The organism is Exiguobacterium sp. 8A (genome assembly GCF_902506275.1).
GTDB classification, from domain to species: Bacteria; Bacillota; Bacilli; order Exiguobacteriales; family Exiguobacteriaceae; genus Exiguobacterium; species Exiguobacterium profundum.
Window position 1 is genome coordinate 1,375,048 of sequence record NZ_LR733630.1, and the last position, 21,008, is coordinate 1,396,055.

At 48.1% G+C, this 21,008-nt stretch carries 26 protein-coding genes; 6 read left to right on the forward strand and 20 right to left on the reverse strand.

Annotation, left to right across the window (positions count from 1 at the left end; translation table 11 throughout):
• Positions 1-2: 2 nt before the first annotated feature.
• From GVY42_RS07155 to GVY42_RS07170, 4 genes are all read right to left on the reverse strand, one after another.
• On the reverse strand, positions 3-986 hold the full coding sequence (locus GVY42_RS07155; RefSeq protein WP_159562758.1) for a YqaJ viral recombinase family protein: 984 nt from the start codon (positions 984-986) through the stop codon (positions 3-5).
• 115 nt (positions 987-1,101) lie between these two features.
• A complete protein-coding gene (locus GVY42_RS07160) occupies positions 1,102-1,461 on the reverse strand; it encodes a hypothetical protein (RefSeq protein ID WP_159562759.1) in 360 nt (119 codons plus the stop codon).
• A 44-nt stretch (positions 1,462-1,505) separates the two neighbouring features.
• Positions 1,506-1,697 carry a hypothetical protein gene (locus GVY42_RS07165; protein WP_159562760.1) on the reverse strand — a complete coding sequence of 64 codons (192 nt, stop codon included), beginning with the start codon at positions 1,695-1,697 and terminating at the stop codon, positions 1,506-1,508.
• On the reverse strand, positions 1,678-1,944 hold the full coding sequence (locus GVY42_RS07170; RefSeq protein ID WP_159562761.1) for a hypothetical protein: 267 nt from the start codon (positions 1,942-1,944) through the stop codon (positions 1,678-1,680). Before GVY42_RS07170 ends, GVY42_RS07165 begins: the two co-directional genes overlap by 20 nt.
• A gap of 80 nt (positions 1,945-2,024) precedes the next feature.
• Here GVY42_RS07170 and GVY42_RS07175 point away from each other — a divergent pair, with 80 nt between their 5' ends.
• Positions 2,025-2,264: a hypothetical protein gene (locus tag GVY42_RS07175; protein WP_159562762.1), complete on the forward strand. Its 240-nt coding sequence runs from the start codon at positions 2,025-2,027 to the stop codon at positions 2,262-2,264.
• Position 2,265: 1 nt separating this feature from the next.
• Here GVY42_RS07175 and GVY42_RS07180 read toward each other — a convergent pair whose 3' ends face one another.
• Both GVY42_RS07180 and GVY42_RS07185 read right to left on the reverse strand, forming a co-directional pair.
• The gene (locus tag GVY42_RS07180) at positions 2,266-2,685 is read right to left on the reverse strand and encodes a hypothetical protein (RefSeq protein ID WP_159562763.1); all 420 of its coding nucleotides are present in this window, start codon (positions 2,683-2,685) and stop codon (positions 2,266-2,268) included.
• Positions 2,686-2,697: 12 nt separating this feature from the next.
• A complete protein-coding gene (locus tag GVY42_RS07185; protein WP_159562764.1) occupies positions 2,698-2,877 on the reverse strand; it encodes a BC1881 family protein in 180 nt (59 codons plus the stop codon).
• 94 nt (positions 2,878-2,971) lie between these two features.
• Here GVY42_RS07185 and GVY42_RS07190 point away from each other — a divergent pair, with 94 nt between their 5' ends.
• A complete protein-coding gene (locus GVY42_RS07190) occupies positions 2,972-3,190 on the forward strand; it encodes a hypothetical protein (protein WP_159562765.1) in 219 nt (72 codons plus the stop codon).
• On the opposite strand, the gene GVY42_RS07195 is transcribed toward GVY42_RS07190, so the two are convergent.
• From GVY42_RS07195 to GVY42_RS07210, 4 genes are read right to left on the reverse strand one after another with little or no spacing between them, the layout of a single operon-like run.
• Positions 3,180-3,350 (reverse strand): hypothetical protein, encoded by a 171-nt coding sequence (locus GVY42_RS07195; protein WP_159562766.1) that lies wholly within the window; start codon positions 3,348-3,350, stop codon positions 3,180-3,182. The two genes, GVY42_RS07190 and GVY42_RS07195, sit on opposite strands and share 11 nt — an antisense overlap.
• Positions 3,347-3,691, reverse strand: coding sequence for a hypothetical protein (locus GVY42_RS07200; protein ID WP_159562767.1), 345 nt, complete (start codon positions 3,689-3,691; stop codon positions 3,347-3,349). Before GVY42_RS07200 ends, GVY42_RS07195 begins: the two co-directional genes overlap by 4 nt.
• Before the next feature lie 22 nt (positions 3,692-3,713).
• Entirely contained in the window at positions 3,714-4,469 is a 756-nt protein-coding gene (locus GVY42_RS07205; protein ID WP_159562768.1) for a phage antirepressor KilAC domain-containing protein, read from the reverse strand.
• Positions 4,470-4,501: 32 nt separating this feature from the next.
• Positions 4,502-4,720, reverse strand: coding sequence for a helix-turn-helix transcriptional regulator (locus tag GVY42_RS07210; RefSeq protein WP_201302249.1), 219 nt, complete (start codon positions 4,718-4,720; stop codon positions 4,502-4,504).
• A gap of 164 nt (positions 4,721-4,884) precedes the next feature.
• Here GVY42_RS07210 and GVY42_RS07215 point away from each other — a divergent pair, with 164 nt between their 5' ends.
• Entirely contained in the window at positions 4,885-5,580 is a 696-nt protein-coding gene (locus GVY42_RS07215; protein WP_159562769.1) for a LexA family transcriptional regulator, read from the forward strand.
• A gap of 82 nt (positions 5,581-5,662) precedes the next feature.
• On the opposite strand, the gene GVY42_RS07220 is transcribed toward GVY42_RS07215, so the two are convergent.
• Together GVY42_RS07220 and GVY42_RS07225 are read right to left on the reverse strand one after the other, a co-directional pair.
• Entirely contained in the window at positions 5,663-6,520 is an 858-nt protein-coding gene (locus GVY42_RS07220; protein WP_159562770.1) for an O-antigen polymerase, read from the reverse strand.
• 127 nt (positions 6,521-6,647) lie between these two features.
• The gene (locus GVY42_RS07225; RefSeq protein ID WP_159562771.1) at positions 6,648-7,004 is read right to left on the reverse strand and encodes a hypothetical protein; all 357 of its coding nucleotides are present in this window, start codon (positions 7,002-7,004) and stop codon (positions 6,648-6,650) included.
• Positions 7,005-7,186: 182 nt separating this feature from the next.
• Here GVY42_RS07225 and GVY42_RS07230 point away from each other — a divergent pair, with 182 nt between their 5' ends.
• Positions 7,187-8,608 (forward strand): recombinase family protein, encoded by a 1,422-nt coding sequence (locus tag GVY42_RS07230; RefSeq protein WP_159562772.1) that lies wholly within the window; start codon positions 7,187-7,189, stop codon positions 8,606-8,608.
• On the opposite strand, the gene rlmD is transcribed toward GVY42_RS07230, so the two are convergent.
• The 5 genes from rlmD to gatC all read right to left on the reverse strand — a co-directional run bounded on the left by rlmD (position 8,609) and on the right by gatC (position 14,272).
• The gene (gene rlmD / locus GVY42_RS07235) at positions 8,609-9,967 is read right to left on the reverse strand and encodes a 23S rRNA (uracil(1939)-C(5))-methyltransferase RlmD (RefSeq protein WP_159562773.1); all 1,359 of its coding nucleotides are present in this window, start codon (positions 9,965-9,967) and stop codon (positions 8,609-8,611) included.
• 55 nt (positions 9,968-10,022) lie between these two features.
• Complete coding sequence (locus tag GVY42_RS07240) at positions 10,023-11,021, reverse strand: diacylglycerol kinase (RefSeq protein ID WP_012727038.1); 999 nt, start codon at positions 11,019-11,021, stop codon at positions 10,023-10,025.
• Positions 11,022-11,084: 63 nt separating this feature from the next.
• A complete protein-coding gene (gene gatB / locus GVY42_RS07245) occupies positions 11,085-12,515 on the reverse strand; it encodes an Asp-tRNA(Asn)/Glu-tRNA(Gln) amidotransferase subunit GatB (protein WP_012727039.1) in 1,431 nt (476 codons plus the stop codon).
• A gap of 12 nt (positions 12,516-12,527) precedes the next feature.
• A complete protein-coding gene (gene gatA / locus GVY42_RS07250) occupies positions 12,528-13,970 on the reverse strand; it encodes an Asp-tRNA(Asn)/Glu-tRNA(Gln) amidotransferase subunit GatA (RefSeq protein ID WP_159562774.1) in 1,443 nt (480 codons plus the stop codon).
• Between the two features lie 11 nt (positions 13,971-13,981).
• On the reverse strand, positions 13,982-14,272 hold the full coding sequence (gatC, locus tag GVY42_RS07255) for an Asp-tRNA(Asn)/Glu-tRNA(Gln) amidotransferase subunit GatC (protein ID WP_012727041.1): 291 nt from the start codon (positions 14,270-14,272) through the stop codon (positions 13,982-13,984).
• A gap of 214 nt (positions 14,273-14,486) precedes the next feature.
• Between gatC and GVY42_RS07260 the strand changes: the two genes are divergently transcribed.
• On the forward strand, positions 14,487-16,190 hold the full coding sequence (locus tag GVY42_RS07260) for a methyl-accepting chemotaxis protein (RefSeq protein ID WP_159562775.1): 1,704 nt from the start codon (positions 14,487-14,489) through the stop codon (positions 16,188-16,190).
• Between the two features lie 40 nt (positions 16,191-16,230).
• On the opposite strand, the gene GVY42_RS07265 is transcribed toward GVY42_RS07260, so the two are convergent.
• The 3 genes from GVY42_RS07265 to GVY42_RS07275 form a co-directional block, all read right to left on the reverse strand.
• Positions 16,231-17,592 carry a sodium:alanine symporter family protein gene (locus tag GVY42_RS07265; protein WP_047795008.1) on the reverse strand — a complete coding sequence of 454 codons (1,362 nt, stop codon included), beginning with the start codon at positions 17,590-17,592 and terminating at the stop codon, positions 16,231-16,233.
• Between the two features lie 414 nt (positions 17,593-18,006).
• Positions 18,007-18,444 (reverse strand): thioredoxin-dependent thiol peroxidase, encoded by a 438-nt coding sequence (gene bcp, locus GVY42_RS07270; RefSeq protein ID WP_074036111.1) that lies wholly within the window; start codon positions 18,442-18,444, stop codon positions 18,007-18,009.
• A gap of 13 nt (positions 18,445-18,457) precedes the next feature.
• Entirely contained in the window at positions 18,458-19,261 is an 804-nt protein-coding gene (locus tag GVY42_RS07275; protein WP_159562776.1) for a hypothetical protein, read from the reverse strand.
• 171 nt (positions 19,262-19,432) lie between these two features.
• Between GVY42_RS07275 and pruA the strand changes: the two genes are divergently transcribed.
• Positions 19,433-20,977, forward strand: coding sequence for an L-glutamate gamma-semialdehyde dehydrogenase (gene pruA, locus GVY42_RS07280; protein WP_159562777.1), 1,545 nt, complete (start codon positions 19,433-19,435; stop codon positions 20,975-20,977).
• Positions 20,978-21,008 lie beyond the last annotated feature (31 nt).

Consider the following 21,008-nt stretch of genomic DNA (forward strand, 5'->3'; position numbering starts at 1 on the left):
GCTTATTTAGCCTCCTTGATTGCGAAACGTCGTGTCGGCTTCCCGACTTTGACGAATTTGGTATAGATGTCAGGGTGCTCGGCTCGTAATGCCTTGCTGTCGAGCATCTCGCGTGCCTTCACCGTCTTCCATTCGACGAGATGACTCTGTGCGAGACCAATCTCAGCCTCCCCAACTAATGCCTTTAGCTTGTTCTCCGCCTCTGCCTTCTGCTTCTTGTACAGATCAAGTTGCTCACTCGCATTGTGATACTGTTCAATCAGTGGTTCAGCATCGTCAGGAAGCTCGATTTCTGCCCCTGTCTCTCCGACTGGATAAAGTGCCTTCAAGAAGCCTGTCGAGGCATCTGAGCCGTCAATATCAGGCGCGTTCCCTGTCATGACATGGTTCTCCCAGAAGTCTTTCTCGATGGCGATCAAGTTCTCGATAACGTCCTCGTCACGTTCAATTCGTTTGTAGACGAACTTGTTTCCACCAATCTTGACGGCAAACCATACAGCTTCTGCGCCTGTCACAGCGAGATAGTGCATCCCTTGGATGTAGTATTCTTGCGGAAGATCATCACCCTCCCACTCGCCTTTCAGATATTCACTTGCAATCTTGCATTCCAAGATTTCGTTCGTCCCTACGACTCGGCGGTCAATATTGGCAATCATCCAAGGGTGATCTTTGTGGGCCATCATGCGGTTATCACGCCGAACCTTCAATTTTGTACGTAAGGAGAATTCAGCTGCTACAGCCGCCTCATCCTTTGTCCCGAAGTATGCCGCCTCGCTCCCACTGATGAAGGCGCCATCCTCATCCGTTTCGAAAATTTCGTCTGCTTCGACCTGCCCGGTCTTCTCTAGGAACAACATGAATGGAGATTTATACTTGTTGAGTCCGACGACGGCAGAAGCATCACTGCCGCCAATTCCTTTCTTGCGTAGCTCCAACCACTCTTGGCGAGTCATGGTGCTTGTGTTTGCGATTGTGACCATCGTCATCATTCAGCCTCCTCAATCTCACGGATATAGTCCTGCTCTTCCTCCCACGACATCATCTCGTCGTGTTCACGTTCCACCTCGTAATAAGGCGACATGCTACCGATCAGATAACCCCTCATTTCATCCCCTCCTGTTCCGTTTGATAGATTCGGTCCATCCGTAAGAGATACAGCCCTTCGGACATCCGTTTTGAACGTGCCAATGAAATCAGCGCGAACTCGACGGCTCTTTCCCAGTCGACAAAACGGTAATGTTTTGCAAAATCAACGCTAGAAAGTGTTAAAGCACAGCGACACAACTTGTCGACATCTCGCAACTCGGACATACATGTGATATACTGTTTCCAAATATCAAATTTTCTCAGTTGTTCCTCGTCGATAAAGACCAGGGACACTAGGTGATCGACTCCCGAGCGACCATGTGCTAGATGACGCTTGATGATTTCGATCTCCACGTCGTGTATGATATCCTGCATGACATGTATTCTCCTTTCGGGACCGGACTTGCCACCGGTCTTTTTTATTTCACTTTTTCTGCCTTCTCATCCTCACAAGGTACAAACTTCATGCCCGGATTAAGAATGCTCATGACCTCGCATGTCTTTTCCGCTGGGATATACAAAGGCTTGCTCGTGTCAACTTCTGTACCGTCCTTACGAAATTCTCGAAATGTGTACCCCAAGGCTTCAAAATTATCTTTCTTCCGTCCCATATTCCTCAACCTCCCCACCACTTTCAGCAGTCTCTGCACAAATCCACATCGCCTTACATACCTCGTCAATGTCCGCTACGTTCATCAAGACAGATGCACGTTCGCCTAATTCATCATCAACAATCATCTCGAGATAACCTTTTTCTTCAAAGTTGATAAAGCGTACTTCCGTACCACTATGCGTTTTCACTTGCACCTCGCTAGCCTTCGTGAGTGACGGGTGCATCACAATTGTATGCGGTTTCATACTTTGACCTCCTAATCTGCTATTTTTGAAATTTATTTACCAAATGTTGTGCTAGCCTCCCAGTGAAGGGAGGTGAGAGTATGAGTAAATACGGTTATAATCCAAATCCGGCTGAACATGGAAAGCATGAAATTCACACATATGCCTGTTCGCATAAGCCTGATGAGATGGTTGAAATCCCTGGCGCAACCAGCCCTGAAGAAGCTCTAGAAAACGCGAAGTTTTTAGATGCATTTTCGGTCAAACCTTACAAAAAAGAATTTGACGGTTGTGGTTTCTGTTGCAAAGAAATTCATAAGGAAAAAAATCGAAATCAGTGATTTAGTCAGCCTCTGTTCCAGCAGGGGCTTTCTGTTGGAGTGCCTCATTCAGTGTTGCTAACGGTAATTCGATAATGATTCTTTCATTCTCGTCATTTGAGACAACCGATACTTTTAAACGACGAGCGTTATTTGAATTCTTAAGCGTCAAACGATTAGCCTCTAACAACAAATCTTTAATTTCGGTAATCATTGCCGTTTGTTGATCAAGTCGCTTGATCCGTCGCCGCTCATATTCTTCAATGGTATCTGTCACCTTAGTCAACATTTGGAGAGCATGCCGCCATGGAATGTCCATCTCTTTGATGGACTCGACCAACCCATCAACACGTTCACGCTCTTCCTCCTCGATTTCCTGTCGACTTCGTTGCCAACTTTTCAACTTTCCACCTGTCAATTCTTGATTCAATTGTTCACTCATTCCGCTTCCTCCTCAGTCTTGATTGATGATAACGATTGCCGGTCCGGAAATTACTTCTTGCTCCGCACCTTCAAACAAAATCACTTTTGAATCAACATCCACAACACGAGTTCGAACTCCGGTGCGCTTAGCTAACTCCTCACTCAAATCTTTGGTGGATACGTTCGTTAAATCAGTTTTGATGTTCGTCATTTTTCATTCTCCTTTTGTTCGATCCGTTTTTTATTTTCCTCGCCTTTATTTTCCATTTATAAAGTAGAATCATAATTAGAAGGGAGGTGAAAACATGAAAAACAAATATAATTTAGGAAGCAAATCTGATATGAGAAAATTTTCAAGAGACCTGGAGAAACAATTAAGAGAAAAAACAATTCATGCAGTGCAAAACAAATCCTACGATATTGAATGTCCGCACTGTAAATCTCTTATCTCAATCAAACCAGGCAAACAAAGATGTCCAGTTTGTAACGAAGAAATCAACTTCACCTTAAACATCAAGGATTAGTTTTTTTAACCAAACGAACTTCTAACGTGTAATCGGTCGTTGCTTCAATCAGATTATTTGCAGAATCTAACAGTCTAGCAATCGATTCAATTACATCTATTTTTTTGACTAAATTATCTGAAGCCTCTGTTCCAGCAGGGGCTTTTTGTTGTTCACTCATTCCGCTTCCTCCTGGGGTTTCAATGTGTAGCCTTCGACTGAGAGGACTTCCCATGTCTTCGGGTCAATCTTCGCCTTCATGTAGATGTCGTGACTTGGATTGGCTTTAGCTAAACTTTCTACACGTATTCCGTCTTCGAATTGAAAGTTGATAGGTACTTTAGCGTCACCTTCACCGATGAAAGATCCCTTGTAATTTCCGGTCACGAATACCCTATACGTTTGGGTCGGAATTCTCCGCTTTCGCATAGCCATTTTTATTTCTTGTTCAAACATCGCTAGTGCTAAAAGTATTAACACCGTTAATACAAACACTAATAATACAACGTCCTTGTATCCCATCCCCGTGCCTCCTTTCGGGTCATCACACGCTAACCAGTTGATACTCCTCACGCAACTTGTTGAAGAAGTATTCCTGACCCTTGCCTGTGATCCGTGGCGTGAACTTGATCTCTGTGCCTTCTGTGCGAACGATTGGACGCTCGATGAGCTCTAGCACTCCCATTTCAACGTAGCGCTGATACGGTCTGTTGTTTCGCATGAGGTACCCACGATGTCGCATCCACTGAAACAAACGCTTCTCTCCGATGGAAAGTCCTTGCTTACTGATGACCTTCGCGAAGTCCCGAATCAAAATGCCTCGCTTGTCGTTCGCAATCGTGTTCGCGAATTCGACGAGGGGTTGCTGTTCAACGATGATTCGTTCAGCTTCCAATCGTTTCTCCTGCTCGTCTTTCAAGTTCTGAGCCAGCTTGATAATCGTGTCCGGATTCAGCAACACCTCCTCGATTTTGTCCGGCGTCATATATGCGCCGTGCTTACGGATCGATGGGAGGACTTCCGACGTCACCCACTTTCGGAATCGCTTAGCCTGTGGTTTGCGACTGTCCAAGATGACGTCGTATAGTCCGTCCTCGTTGATGACTGTCATTAACTTAGCTCCGGTTGCAGTTTGGAACACCTCATTTGTAATGAGGTGTTCCTCAAGTCGAACTTTCACCTGACTAGGATTACCAATTTCGAGTACCTTACATACATCTGATAAAACAAATAAAGGATTATCTGATGTTCCGGCAATTCGCACGTTCTGACCTTCAAACGTCTTAACCAACTGATTCATGGTGCGCCTCCTATAATTATTTGTGCAAAAACCTAAAGTGCAATTAAATTGCAATCATCTCTAAAAAAAATAACCTCTTTTATATCTAATCCCACGATTTCAGCGAACTGGTAGGCTGTATCTACGCGAAACTTCGATTCGTAATTTTCGATGTTTCTATACCCATTCAAGGATAAGCCTAGTTTATCAGCCACTTCTTGTTGCTTCAGTCCGGCCATAAGTCGCGCTTGTCTCATGGTAAAACGTCTCACTTGTTTCACCTCCTTGACATCATAATAATCAATTAAATTGCAATAGTCAACACTTAATTGCAATTTAATTATACAAAATAGTTCTTTGTTCTTTTTTAATAATGATTGAATTACATTTTGGTGCAATTGATTTATAATTAATTGTCGGTTAGGAGGTGAAAGAAGTGTATAAAGATGAGGAATTGAAAGATAGCATCGGAAGTAGGATCAAAGAGAAACGGCTACAATACAATTTGACACAAGGCGAGTTAGCCGAAAAGTTAGGTGTTGGCACAACTACCGTATCGGCATGGGAAAAAGGTAGGGCTGCCCCTAGAATGGGTAAAGTCGCCGAAATCGCAGAATTTTTTAAATTACCAACTAGTTATTTCGTGTCAGATAATAAGTATACCGCCCACGGTCAAGGCCCCCCCCTCCCCCCGGAGGCGATCACGAACATTGGAGTAGCCAAGCATAAGATTCCTGTGTATGGAAGTATATCTGCTGGAGTTCCGCTAGAGGCTATCGAGAATCTGACCGATACAGAGATTGGTGATCGACTGGTCAACAAGTATGGGAAAGATAAATTGTTTGGTCTTATTGTTCGTGGAGATTCGATGAATAAAATAATCCCTGATGGTTTTTACGCCATTCTTGCAAAAACAGATCGTGTAGAATCAGGTGAAGTCGCCGCAGTCATTTGCAACGGTAACGACGCAACATTAAAACGCGTGGCAATACTAGAGGATGGAATCGTCCTTCAACCGAGTAGTACAAACCCAGAATACAAGTCCCAGATGTTTATCAACGAAGCCGCCGAAGACGTTCGAGTCATTGGTAAGCTCGTAGCCGTCATGTCGCCACCGGATTTCAAGTTCTAAAAAACAATAGTAGCGCAAACAAAAAAACCACCCGAGAGGGTGGTTTTTGAGTACAATCATTATTCAAATAGAAATAGCGATTCTAGTTAACTTTATCAACGAAAGATTCAATTTTTTCATTAACTTCTTGCATCTTCATTGCTCCTTCTTCCATTTGGGTCATATCATAAGTTTTTCCGCCACTTACAAATAAATCAACTGCATGAAGAGTTGTAGTAATTATGTCTTGATAATCTTTTTTGACATCCTGTTTCGATTTTGGGGCTTCTAAATTATTAGCACTAGTTAACATGCGGTTAAGCATAGCAATCATTTCATCAGTTGATTTTCTGTACTCGCTTGTATTCATCAATTGAGGATTATCACCCACAAAAATGAAAAACTCACTAATCAATTTAAGTCCTTTTGCATATTCTTGAACCTGTAATTCGAGTTGTTCATCAAACATGTTCTCTTTTAAGGCAATCTCCTCTTTTTCTTTCTTTCTCTTTTCTTGATCTGCCTTCTTTTTCTCTGCCTGCTCCCGCTCTTTATCTTTTTTCTCTTTTTCGATTGTCTCCAACCGCTTCTGTTCTTCCTTTTCAGCCTTAGCTTTATCCTTCTCAAGTTCTTCTAACCGCTTCTGTTCTTCCTTTTCAGTCTGTTCTTGCTCTAATTTATCGTCTTCAGAATTTTCTTTATTTTTCTTCTCACTGTCATCCACTTTTTTAGTAGTCGATTCATTCGCCTCAGTTTCTGCAGTTGTAGATTCTTTTACACTAGTATTCCCAGCGTTTGATTCTCCAAATATATTATCAATTAATGCAATCACACATATGACAGTGATAATGATCCGTACTACTTTGTTGAATTTTTTATACTTCCACATTAGATACAATCCGACAGGGAAAATAAAAATCAACATTAGGATAATAAACCATGTTCTTTCATAAAAACTCACCATGAACGCCTCCTAAGAATTATATGTAAAACTCATAGTATTGTAAGTGAAATTCCATTCCAAATGTTTTCAAATATGGATTGATACAACGTTAATCACTGAATTCAGAGTGGCGCCAATGTTACTACTAACTATGAACCAATTCCTTAGAATCCACCCGCCCATCAACCAAGATAATTCGCAAATGGTATGTCGACTTTTCCTCGATAGCATATGTGAGAATTTTATAGAGTTTCTCGTCTATTTCATATTGGGTGGAACTATGAACCTTACCGAGAACCGATACCACTTCATCCTCGCTCATCCCATAACCAACTTTCTCTAATTTCTTATTCGCATCGTTTTCTAAGGCGACAATTTCTCGTTCTTCTCTGATCTCGCCTGATACCCATTGGATACATGTAATAAGACACACGATTAATAATCCCGCTCCCAAAACCGTGATAATCGGATTTTTGACAAAACTGTCCTTTGAAAATCTCATCTGAGTTGACCTCCACTTATATAAATTAGTTCAGCATTCAATTTTACTCGATAGAATTCAACATGAATTTCAATAATGAGATGCTCTGAATATCGAATTTGAAACGCTTCCACTTAATTTAACGAACTATTGTTCTTGTTTTCGAGATGGAATATAGTGATAGTGAGAAGGAGGCGATTGCTATGATTCAGAAACGGGCCGCGCTCTACGTACGGGTATCGACCCAGGAACAAGCGAATGAAGGTTACTCGGTGGAAGCACAGCAAGAGAAGCTAGAAGCGTATGCAAAGGCGAGAGGATATATTATTCAGGGTATTTACATTGATCCGGGTTACTCAGGTGCTAATACAGAACGCCCAGCTTTACAAAAGCTAATCAGAGCGATTGAATCAAACGATGTTGATATCGTGACAGTCTATAAACTAGATCGATTAAGTCGCTCACAAAAGGACACCCTGCATCTGATCGAGGATGTCTTGCTAAAAAACAAGGTAGACTTTGTGAGTATGAACGAATCCTTCGACACGTCTACGCCATTCGGCAGAGCAATGATTGGTATTCTCTCGGTATTTGCTCAATTGGAACGAGAACAGATCAAGGAACGCTCTTTGATGGGTAGAGAACAACGAGCCAAGGCAGGCTTGTATCACGGGGGCGGTGCTAAGCGTGTGGTCTTTGGGTATGACTATATTGACGGTGAGTTAATTATCAATCCTATTGAGGCGCAGTGCGTGAAAGAGATTTATCGGGAGTATTTGAATGGGAAAGGTGTCAAACAGATTTTTGATTATATCGGTCTTAAATATCCTGGTGTCCTTAAGTACGAATCCACATGTCGGAAGGTACTATCGAACCCTATTTACTACGGGATGCTGACGTTCAAGGACAAACTATATCCGGGACTTCATAAGACGTTGATCACTAAAGAAGACTTCGACATGGTCCAATCGATGATGAAGAAGAAGACGAGCAAGACGAACCCTTTTGCGAGAAGCTATCTCCTGTCTGGACTCACTTACTGTGGACAATGTGGGTCACGTGTGGCCGGACGAACTGGAGCCAAACGTAAGGATGGTACCTACGCACGATACTATCGTTGCTACGCGAGTCAAAAGTCTGCTGCCACTCACATGAAAGCTGTTGAACACTGCTCCCAATGTGAAATTCGAAAAGACATCCTCGAAGAGTATGTCATTGACCGGATCAAGTCTCTTACTCCACATAACGTAGAATCAGAGAGTATTAAGAACGGTCGAAGTAACCCCAATAACGATATCGAGAATTTGAGGAAACAGCTTAGTGCAGTTAACGAACAAATCAGTAAGCTCATTGACTTATACAGCCTAGGAAAAATCGAGTACGGAATGATTGGAGAAAAAGTAGGACACCTGCAACTGAAAAAACAGGCAATCGAGGAAGCGTTAGGAGAATTAGAACTAGAGGATTACTCTATAGACTTAGATAAAATTAAAAACACGGTGGCTAAGCTCCCCTATTTTGACTGGGAGAACTCGACCACCGATGAAAAACGTATGCTAATTGCATCACTTGTTGAGCGCGTCACCATTAAGGACAGAGAAATGAGCCTTAAGTGGGACTTTTAATTATATCTTTTCCATGTACGATACAGTTTCTATATGCGCCGTATGTGGGAACATGTCGACCGGTGTCACTTCCATCAATCTATAGCCACGGTCGGCGAGGTAACGCATATCGCGCGCTTGTGTTGCGACGTTACAGGAGACGTATACGATTCGCTTCGGTCCCATCTCGACCATCGTCTCGAGGAACGACTCGGCACATCCTTTACGTGGTGGGTCGACGACGATGACGTCCGGATTCACGCCATCTTTCTTCCACTGTGGAAGCACATCTTCCGCTGCACCACATGCGTACGTCACATTATCGATCTCATTGACGAGCGCATTCTGTTTCGCATCCTCAATCGCTTCCGGTACGACTTCAACACCGTACACATGCGCTGCTTTCCGAGCAAGGAACAGACTGATCGTCCCGATGCCGCAATAGGCATCGACGACTTGTTCCGTACCTGACAGTTGTGCGTACTCCAGCGCTTTCCCGTACAACTTCTCCGTTTGGACCGGGTTGACTTGGAAGAACGAGTGCGGAGAAATCGTGAATGTGAGTCCTGCGATTTTATCCTCAATCGTCTCATGACCATAGAGCAACTTGTTCGTCGCTCCGAGGATGACGTTCGTCTTGTCCGGGTTGACGTTTTGCATGATCGATGTCACGTCTGGGAGACGCTCGACGATATCGGCGACGATCTCATTCACGCCTTTTAATTTCGTCGTCTTCGTGATAAGGACGATCATGAGTTCACCCGAATGGTACCCGTAACGGGCCATGACGTGACGGATGACCCCACGTCCTGTCTTCTCGTCATACGCCGGCACACCGCGAGCATCCAACACATCACGGACGACTTGGATCGCCTGATCATTGCGCTCATCTTGAATCAAACATTCGCTCATCTCGACGATATCATGGGAACGAGGACGATAGAAGCCTGAAACGAGACGGTCTCCTTCTTGTTTGAACGGGACTTGCGCCTTGTTGCGGTAGCGCCAAGGTTCTGGCATCCCGATCGTGTCATGGACCGGCACGTCGAACTGACCAAGACGCTTGAGCGCATCGACGACACGTTCTCGTTTCTGGCGAAGTTGTCCTTCATAACTGAAGTGTTGCAGCTGACAGCCGCCACACTGATAAAAAATCGGGCACGGTGGCTCGACGCGGTCGGCGCTCGCTTCTTTCACGTTCAACAATCGGGCGAACCCATACTGCTTGTTCGTCTTCGTCACGACGATTTCGACCGTCTCACCCGGTAACGCGTTCGGGACGAACAGCGTATAGCCGTCGACACGTGCCACACCCGCCCCTTCATGGGTCAAGTCGTGGACGTGGACGTCGAGACGATCATTCTTTTTCACTGGTAGCATACGAATGCTCCTTCCATTGCAAATAGGAATGACAGATGTCGTCATTCCTATCTTTTCACTCTGCTTTATCGAGCGAAACATTGAACAATTGCTTGATCATCTGTTCGCGTTCATATTGTGCATTCAAATCTTCCATCTCGCGAATTCGGGCGTTCGGTGCGAGCACCGTCAAGTGACGGAATAAGTTCCGCATTTCACCTGTGCATTCCCCGCCGTACTCACCGTCGATGTTGAGACTCATCGGCTCGGTCGTCTTCATCCGGACGCGGCTCGTCTTCACATGCTCGACGAGTGAGCTTGATAAGTGCTCACCCCGAAGGAGTAAACGGACGACATGGATGAATTCGAACAAGTTACATTTCCGTAAAATGAACAGATCGAACAACCCGTCATTCAACGACGCATGTGGTGAGATTTTTTCAAATCCACCGACCGAGTTCGAGTTCGATGTGAGGAAGACCATGACCTCGCCTTGGAACGTTCCTTCATCGTGTTCGAGCTCGATATACGTCGGTTTGATGAGAGGCAGTTTCTCCATCCCTTTCACGTAATAGGCGAGCTGTCCGAGTGCTGTCTTCAACTTCGATGGCACCTCATACGAGAGCTCGGTCATGATGCCGCCACCGGCGATATTGATGAAATAGTGGATGTCACCTTTCTCGCCTTCGATTTCCCCAAGGTCGACCGGCATCTCGAATCCGTCACAGATGACGTCGAGTGCACCGACCACACTTAGTGGGATCCGCATCGCCCGGGCAAAGTCGTTCGTCGTCCCGACCGGAATGAGTCCGATTGTCGGACGATTCTCTAGCGGGGCGAGCCCCGAGATGACTTCGTTCAATGTCCCGTCTCCGCCTGCGGCGATGATGAGGTCGAACTCGGCCGCTGAGGCCCGTTTTGCTTCGAGCGTGGCATCACCAATCGCTTTCGTCGCATACGTCGACGTCTCATAACCCGCATCCTCGAGGCGGTTCAAAATGTACGGGAGTTCCCGTTTGATCACTTCTTTACCAGATGTCGGGTTATAAATGACCCGCGCACGTTTCCGTTGCATATTGATTCTCTCCCCTATGCTCAACTCGAGCGAAAAGCGAGACACAAGTGTCTCGCCGCCTGCTTAGCGTTTTGCGATCTCTTCGTGGAACAAGCCATCGAGGAGTGCCGGGTTCGCCATCCCTTTCGTCTGTTTCATGATTTGGCCGATGATGAAGCCTTTCGCACGGTCTTTCCCGTTCTTGAAGTCTTCGATCATTTGCGGATGCGCCTCGAACAATTCGAGGATGTAGCCACGGAGCAAGTTCTCGTCCGAGATTTGGGCGAGTCCGTTCGCTTCCACATACGCTTTCGGCTCAGCGCCTTCTTCCATCATCGCCGTGAAGACACGCTTCGCGATTTTCGATGAAATCGTCCCTTCTGCGATCAAGCGGATAAGCTCGGCGAGTGATTCCGGTGTCAACTTCATCGTCTCGACCGTTTCATCCGACTTGTTCAAGTGACCGAGCACTTCACCCATGAGCCAGTTCGCTGCCGCTTTCGGCTCCGCACCGGCCGCTGTCGTCGCTTCGAAGAAGTCCGAGAACTCACGCGTTGACGTGAGGGCTTTTGCGTCGTATGCCGAGAGACCGTATTGGCTCATGTAGCGTTCACGACGAGCTGCCGGCATCTCAGGAATCGTCGCGCGGATGCGCTCTTTCCATGCCTCATCGATTTCGAGACGGACGAGGTCCGGTTCTGGGAAGTAACGGTAGTCCGCTGCCCCTTCTTTGACACGCATGAGAATCGTCTTTTTCGCCGCTTCGTCGTAACGGAGCGTCTCTTGACGCATGACGCCACCTGAAAGAAGCAATTTGCGATGACGCGTCTCTTCATAGTCGAGTGCCTTTAAGACGTTTGAGAACGAGTTCAAGTTCTTGAGCTCTGTCTTCGTACCGAACTTCTCCTGCCCGAATGGACGGACCGAGATGTTACAGTCACAGCGAAGTGACCCCTCCTCCATCTTGACGTCCGAGACGCCAGCGAACGAGAGGACTTCTTTCAAACGCTCGAGATACGCGACCGCATCTTTCGGTGAGCGCATGTCTGCCTCACTGACAATCTCGATGAGTGGTGAACCGGTCCGGTTGAAGTCGACGACCGAGTGCTTCTCGCCCGTGTGGTTCATCTTCCCGGCATCTTCTTCCAAGTGCACGCGCTCGATGCGGAATCGTTTCATCTCTCCGTCGACTTCGACGTCGACGTGACCGTTTGAACCGATCGGCTTATCAAACTGCGAGATTTGATACGCTTTCGGCGTGTCAGGGTAGAAGTAGTTCTTGCGGTCGAACTTCGTATCTGTCGCAATCTCACAGTTGAGTGCCATTGCCGCTTTGATGGCGAGGTTGACCGCTTCTTCGTTCAATTTAGGCAAGACGCCCGGGTGTCCGAGACAAATCGGACACGTCTGTGTATTCGTTTCGGCACCGTAAGTGCGTGAGCAGCCACACCAAATCTTCGACTTCGTGCTCAGCTCGGCGTGCACCTCGATCCCGATGATCGTTTCAAAGTTCATCGTACGTCCTCCTTAGAGCTGTGGCATCTTGAAACCGCCGTTTGCTTGTTCAAAAGCATGGGCCACGCGGTAAAGTGTTGATTCATCAAAGTAGTTCCCGATAATTTGAAGACCGACCGGAAGTCCTTCTGAAAGACCTGCCGGGACCGAGATGGCCGGGATACCGACCAAGTTGACCGGAATCGTCATGATATCGTTCGCATACATCGTGAGCGGATCGTCGAGCTGTTCGCCGAGTTTGAAAGCTGTCGTCGGAGCAGTTGGTCCTACGATGGCATCATACTCTTCGAACACTTTCGCGAAGTCCTGCTTCATGAGGGTACGGACTTGTTGGGCTTTCTTGTAGAACGCATCATAGTAACCAGAGCTGAGGGCATAAGTCCCGAGCATGATCCGGCGTTTGACCTCGTCCCCGAACCCTTGTTCACGCGAATACGTGAACACTTCGTCGAGCGTGTCCGCTTCGGCACGACGTCCGTAACGGATACCGTCGAAACGAGCCAAGTTCGAAGAGGCTTCTGACGACGCGAGCAAGTAGTACGCCGAGAGGGCATACTTCACAGACGGAATCGAAACCGTCTCGATTGTCGCACCGAGAGACTTGAGCGTCTCGATTGCTTTTTCAATCTGTTCACGGACGCCAGGTGCGACACCTTCTGCCATGAACTCTTCCGGAAGTGCGAACTTCATGCCCGTCAAATCCTGGTTGAGCGCTGCCGTATAGTCCGGCACCTCGACCTCGGCTGACGTCGAGTCCATGTCGCAATGACCCGCAATCGTATTCAATAAGTAAGCATTGTCTTCGACCGTGCGCGTGAGCGGGCCGATTTGGTCAAGTGACGACGCGAAGGCGACGAGACCGAAACGTGAGACGAGACCGTATGTCGGCTTCATCCCAACGACACCACAATATGCGGCTGGTTGACGAATCGAACCACCCGTATCCGAACCGAGGCTGAAGAGGACTTGCCCAGCTGCGACCGATGCTGCTGAACCGCCTGAAGAACCTCCTGGTACACGAGTCGGATCCCACGGGTTACGGACAGGCTTGAACGCCGAGTTCTCGTTTGATGAACCCATCGCAAACTCGTCCATGTTCAACTTTCCGATTGTGACGGCACCGGCGTCATGAAGACGCTCGACGACCGTCGCATCGTGTGCAGGGACGAAGTTCTCAAGGAACGTCGAGGCACATGTCGTCCGCATCCCTTTTGTGACGATGTTGTCTTTCACACCGATCGGCATGCCGAAGAGCGGGTTGTCTGACGTTTTTGCGAGCTCATCCATGCGCTTCGCTTGCTCAAACGCATCCTCATTGAGCGTCAAAAACGCACCGATTTGATCATCCGTCGCTTCGATGCGCTCGAACGACTCTTTGACGAGGTCCGTGACCGTGACTTCGCCTTCTTTTAATAACGTATGCAGTTTCGCTACACCGTGGTCAAATAAACTCATGAAAGGCCTCCTTACTCAAAGACCGCAGGGACACGGACTTGACCGTTCTCCCAGTCAGGTGCCATCCGTTCGACTTCCTCACGTGGAAGCGATGGACGGACCTCGTCTTTGCGTAGTACGTTTTTCAAATCTAGGGCATGGGTCGTCGGTTCGACGCCCGTTGTATCCAGCTCATCGAGTTGCTCGGCGAACTCGAGAATTTTTGTCAATTGCTCCGTGAAGTGCGTCACTTCTTCATCCGTGATCGCAAGTCGGGCAAGTCCGGCGACGTGCCGAACTTCAGCTTCTGTAATACGAGCCAAAATTCCCACCTCCAACAGTTTTCAATACATCGTTCATTATCATACCACTTTTTCATAAGACAAAAAAGGAAATCTATCTTGTGAGAAAATGTCTCCTTTTTGAGAAACTAGGGAAATCTTCTCCGAATATTGACCCGCTTTCGAAATCAGCTATACGGTCGATGTGCGATTCTGATTATGCTAATGGTAGAAAAGATTCGTAAGGAGGAATCGTATGTCGATTCGGAATAAACTCATCACTGCGTTTAGCATCATGTTTGTGCTGCTTCTCGGTGTAAGCGGTTACTCTTGGTATGCCTTGAACGCATCAAAAGCAGCTCAAGAAGACATGACCGTTTCCTGGGTGCCAGGCATGGACCAGATTCATCAAGTCGATAAGCAACTGCTCGAAATCCGTCGTCATTTGATTCGTCACGCTCTCGTGGATGACGCCGTGACGAAACAAAACATCGAACGGGACATTCAAGCATCCGTCGCCATTTTGGAACAACGGATGGACGGCTATGAAGCGACGATTATCATGGAAGAAGATCAACAGCTCTTCGATGAAGCCCGTGCGAATTGGGATAACTTCCAAACGGTCATGAATGAACTCATTCGTATTTCAAATGAAGACGGTACAGAGGCCGCAGAAGCGTATATTCGCGATACGGCAACCGCAAGTGCCGATACGCTTTCGAACTCTCTCGGTCTTCTCGTCAACTTGAACCGCGAAGCGATTCAATCGGACACCGCCGCAGCAGCTAAGATGTTTGAGCAAGTTCAGATGACGCTCTTCATCGTGCTCGGCGTCGCCGCTGTCATGACGATCCTCATGATGCTCTTCATCTTCCGCTCCATCTTTGAGCCGCTCAAAGAGTTCAAGACGAAGATGCATGAGCTCGCCACGAGCGATGGCGATTTGACGACATCGATTCCTGTGAAGCGCCGTGACGAGTTCGCCGGACTCGCACGTGACTTCAACCAGTTCATCGCCAACTTGCGTCAGTTGATTCTTCAAGTGAACGACGTGACGACAGGAGTGACGAAGCAATCTACTCATATGTATGAAGAGTTGAAAGAACTCGACACATATATGACGACGACCGCTGCGACGACTGAAGACTTGACCGCCGGTATGCAACAGACGGCCGCAAGCGCGCAAGAGATGAACGCTTCCGCCTCGGATATGGAACGGACGATTCATCACATCGTGACGATGGCCGATGAGCGGAAAACCGAAGCGAGACAAATCGATGAACGCGCCCTCTCCCTCAAGTCACATGCGGTAGAGGCGAAAGAGAACGCCATCAGCGTCCTACAGTCGACACGCACGAACTTGGAGAAAGCGATGCAAGATGCGAAAGCCGTGCGTGAGATCGCGACGCTCACGAACGACATCCTCGATATCGCCGCGCAGACGAACCTATTATCACTCAATGCTTCGATCGAAGCGGCACGTGCCGGAGAGGCCGGACGTGGATTCGCCGTCGTCGCCGACGAGATTCGAAAACTCGCCGAAACGAGCCGGGCGACCGTCGAACGCATTCAAGTCATCTCGACGACCGTTCTTCATTCGGTCGATCATTTGAATGAAAGCTCTGGACAGATGCTCCACTTCCTCGACACGAACGTCTTGAAAGACTATGACCAACTTGAAGAGGCAGCCGGACAATATAGCGAGGACGCAGGTCGCTTCGAAACGACTGCGACCGAGTTCGCCGCCGCTGCCGGGGAGCTCGAACAATTGACGTCTAACATGATCGGCGTCATCCAAGACGTTGCGACGACCGTCAACAACGGAGCACTCGGTACGCAAGAAATCGCTGAAAAAGTGACGATGTCCGTCGAACGTTTCGCCGAGTTGAATCATGCGACGGAACAGTCGCAACAAAAGATGGAAGAACTTGATTCACTGATTCGCCAATTCAAGGTATGACAAAAACCCGCCGACACGTGCTGTCCGGCGGGTTTTCTCATCAAGCGGCAGATGACTGCCGTTCTTTTTTCCGTTCGAGTTCGAATCGTTTTGTCTCGGCGACGACCACACCTGAGAGGAACAAGAGTCCAATCAAGTTCGGGATAGCCATGAGACCGTTGAACACATCCGAGATGGACCAGATCAAATTCAAGTTCGTCGTCATCGCACCGAGTCCCGCGACTAAAATGTAGAGGACACGATATGGGACGATCACTTTTTCCCCGAGTAAATAATACGCTGAACGTTCACCGTAATAACACCAGCCGAGGACGGTTGAGTAGGCGAAGAAGACGAGCGAGATCGTCACGATGATTTCACCAATAGGTCCTAAGAAGAAAGCGAACGAGGCTTGCGTCAAGGCAATTCCTTCAAGCCCTTCCGTATATTGACCACCCATAACGATCGTGAGTCCCGTGATAGAACAGACGATGAGTGTGTCGATCAACACTTGTGTCATCGAAACGAGTGCTTGACGTCCCGGGAAGTCGGTCTTCGCTGCCGCGGCCGCAATCGGTGCAGATCCAAGTCCTGCCTCGTTAGAGAACACACCGCGCGCGACCCCGTAGCGAATCGCGGCACCTAACGCACCCCCACCGATGGCTTCAGCACTGAATGTGCTCGAGAACATTGTCGATAAGGCACCTGGTACCAATTCAAGGTTCATGATGAGAATCACGAGCCCACTCCCGACATATGCGAAAATCATGAACGGGACGAAGATTCCGACGACTTTTCCGATTGATTTGACACCACCTAAGATGACGAATGCCGTGACCGCCATCATGACGATCCCTGTCACAACCATTGGGATGTTGAACGAGTTGTTCAAGGCGAGACTGATCGAGTTCGTTTGGACCCCGTTCCCAATCCCAAAGGCTGCGACCGATGCAAAGACGGCGAACAAGACGCCGAGCCACTTTTTCTTTAGTCCGTGTTCTAAGTAATACATCGGACCCCCGGCAATTTCGCCTCGTTCATCGACGACACGATATTTGACCGCCAGGATAGCCTCAGCGTATTTCGTCGCCATCCCGACGAAACCAGATAACCACATCCAAACGACAGCACCCGGTCCCCCGAGGACAATCGCCGTCGCGACACCGACCATGTTTCCGGTACCGACCGTGGCCGCCAATGCCGTCATAAGTGCTTGGAAATGCGAGATGTCCCCGCGTTGCTTTTTCTTCGGTTGCTCTGGTTTCGGAATAAATGCTTCTTTCAGACCGACCCCAAGTCGCGTCACTTGGATAAATCCGAGACGGACGGTCAGGAAAATCCCTGTCCCGACGAGTAATATGAGTAGATGTGGCCCCCAGACGAGATTGGATAAACTCGTCAGCCAACTTTCAATTTGATTCACCGTGTTGCTCTCCTCCTACGTTCTTGATTTGAGCGCTCTCCCTATATTTTTCAGAACATTCACAATCGAGTCAAGGTACACCGCCTAAAGAAAGCGTTTTCAAAACGTTATATAATTGTAATATTTTCGTTGAACCCTTGTATCTAAAAGATTCTTAAAATTTATTTCGAAATATGATTGTAATATATTCAACTGCATGAGCCCGGATTTCATGATCACTACGAACCGTTAATCGATAGACTACATCTCAATCAGAAATGGAGTGGTTGCAACCGTATAAAGCACGCTCGAAGCGGTTTGATAGCAGCGACCAATTACGGGCAGGCGAGACTCTTAAGGGAACAAAAAAGACTGTAGACCCATGCGTTGTCTACAGTCTGAAACCGTTCATGACCTTTCCTTCAGTTTCTCGTTTTACGAACGGATGGCAGCCACGACTTCTTCGACGTGACCTTTCACTTTGACGTTGCGCCACTCTTGTTCGATATAGCCGTCCTCGTTGATCAAGAAAGTCGAACGGACGATGCCGTAATATTCTTTCCCGTAATTTTTCTTCAACTGCCAGACGCCGTAAAGCTCGGACACTTCATGTTCCTCGTCCACGAGTAAATCAAATGGGAGGTCATTCTTGGCGATAAAGTTTTGATGTTTCTTTTGACTGTCGGCCGATACCCCAAGGACGACCGCGCCTTCCATCTTCGGCAACGCATCGCGGAAATCGCATGCCTCGGTCGTGCAACCAGGTGTCGAATCTCGAGGATAGAAGTATAAGACGACTTTCTTGCCGAGATAGTCCTTTAATGAAACCATCTCTCCGTTTTGGTTCGGTAATGAAAATGTTGGTGCGAGCATCTGCTGTTCCTCCTTAGCCAAACGATGGGTCGACAAGTTGTTCGTCATAGCCATCGATCGCTTCTTCTAATTTTGTCTTTAACGGGTCAAGCACTTCGATATACTCGACTGGATCTTCCGTTGCAGCCGCTTTTCGGAGCGTCTCCTCGTTATCGGTGTACCACGTCTCATACGCTTTGAAATAGTCGGTCATGATGGTTTGGTTCTCCTCGACCGTCAACGTTTCCGCCATGAGCAGGAAGACGTTATTGTCTGCCTCGAGCGCCATATAGTCCGTCTGTGCGTTGACTTGGTCATAGATCGGACCAGCCTCATCTTCCGGAATCTCGGCGAGACGGGCGTTCGCTTCGGCATTCACTCCGTACTCGTTCGCCTGGACACCGATGAGTAACTCTCCGACCTCGGCAATCACGTCTTTTGGTAAAGCGGCAGGTGTGATGACTAGTGACCACTCATCCCCTTCCTTCACAGCGATTTTACTGAGTCGGTTCGGGAGCGGGTTCCCTTCTTCATCGATCATCTCATGGACAAGGAACGCCACGTCTTCCTCTTCGTTGACCCAGCTCTTATAAATCTCACCAGGAGACAATTGACGGGTGACGGCACCAGTCGCCGGAATCTCGGTCAACCGGCCAGCATAATCAATTGATGCGAGTGCCTCAGCGTCTCCAGACTCAAGTGCCGTCTGATAGTCTGCGTACACGTTCGTGACAGCGTGCGGCAATGCGCGGTCTGTCTCTTCTACCACCGTCTCTTCCTCGTTCCCACATGCCCCGAGCATGAAGACGAGGAGTAGCGGAATGAACCATTTTTTCATGTTGTTCGTCCTTTCTAAAGCCGTGTTCTCCCCCATCCTATCACGTCTCGATTTCTTGCTCCAATGCCATGTGTTTCTGGAAAATTGTTTCACTAGGATTTCTACGATAATTTCGATACAATACAGACGTAAGCGCTTTAACGCTCAACATCACTTTAAGGGGGAACGAGAATGATTCCATACAAACATGAACCATTCACAGACTTTACACAAAAAGAGAATGCCGAAGCAATCCAAGCGGCAATCGAGAAAGTGAACGGTGAGCTCGGGAAAGACTATCCGCTCGTAATTGGTGGGGAAAAGGTTACGACGGAAGGTAAAATCACGTCTTACAACCCGGCTAACAAAGAAGAAGTGATCGGTCGCGTGTCAAAAGCGAACCAAGAGCTCGCAGAACGTGCGATGCAAGAAGCACTCACAGCATTTGACTCATGGCGCCATGTCGACCCGGCTGTCCGCGCCGACGTCTTGTTCAAAGCAGCGAACATCGTCCGCAAACGTAAGCATGAGTTCTCGGCTTACCTCGTCAAAGAAGCGGGTAAACCGTGGAACGAGGCAGATGCGGATACAGCGGAAGCAATCGACTTCATGGAATATTATGCACGTCAAATGCTCGAACTCAAACCAGGCAAGAAAGTGGAGAGCCGCCCAGGCGAATACAACCGGTATGACTACATCCCACTCGGGGTCGGGATCGTCATCAGCCCATGGAACTTCCCATTCGCAATCATGGCCGGTACAGCAGTTGCGGCCATCGTCGCCGGTAACACAATTCTCTTGAAACCAGCTTCGACGACGCCAATCGTCGCTGCGAAATTCGTCGAAGTGATGGAAGAGGCAGGTCTTCCAAAAGGCGTGCTCAACTTCATCCCGGGACCGGGTGCAGAAGTCGGGGACTATCTCGTCGACCATCCGAAGACACGCTTCATCAGCTTCACAGGATCGCGTGATGTGGGACTCCGCATCAACGAACGTGCGTCTAAGTTGAACGAAGGTCAAATTTGGCTCAAACGCGTGATCGCGGAGATGGGTGGAAAAGATACGATCGTCGTCGACGAATCAGCCGACCTCGAGCTCGCTGCACAATCGATCGTGAAATCGGCATTCGGTTTCTCTGGTCAGAAATGTTCGGCTTGTTCACGTGCCGTCATCGTCGACAGCGTGTATGATACGGTACTCGACCGTGTCGTCGAACTCACGAACGAACTCTCTGTCGGAAACACAGAGAAGAACGAACACTTCATGGGACCAGTCATCGATGCATCGGCCTTCAAGAAGATCACATCGTACTTCGATGTCGCAAAAGAAGAAGGACGCATCGTCGCAGGTGGGAAAGCAGACGATTCAACAGGCTACTTCATCGAGCCGACTGTCGTCGCAGACGTCGACCCGAAAGCACGCCTCATGCAAGAAGAGATTTTCGGACCAATCGTCGCCTTCACGAAAGCGAAAGACTTCAAAGAAGCAATCGATATCGCGAACAACACAGAATACGGCTTGACAGGGGCGGTCCTCACACGTGACCGTATGAATCAAGAATACGCTCGCCAAAACTTCCACGTTGGGAACCTTTACTTCAACCGTGGTTGCACAGGCGCAATCGTCGGCTATCAGCCGTTCGGTGGATTCAACATGTCAGGTACGGATTCAAAAGCAGGTGGCCCGGATTACATCCAACTCCACATGCAAGCGAAAACAACATCTGAAACGTTCTAATCAAAAAGGAGACGCTCCCCGAGGGGACGTC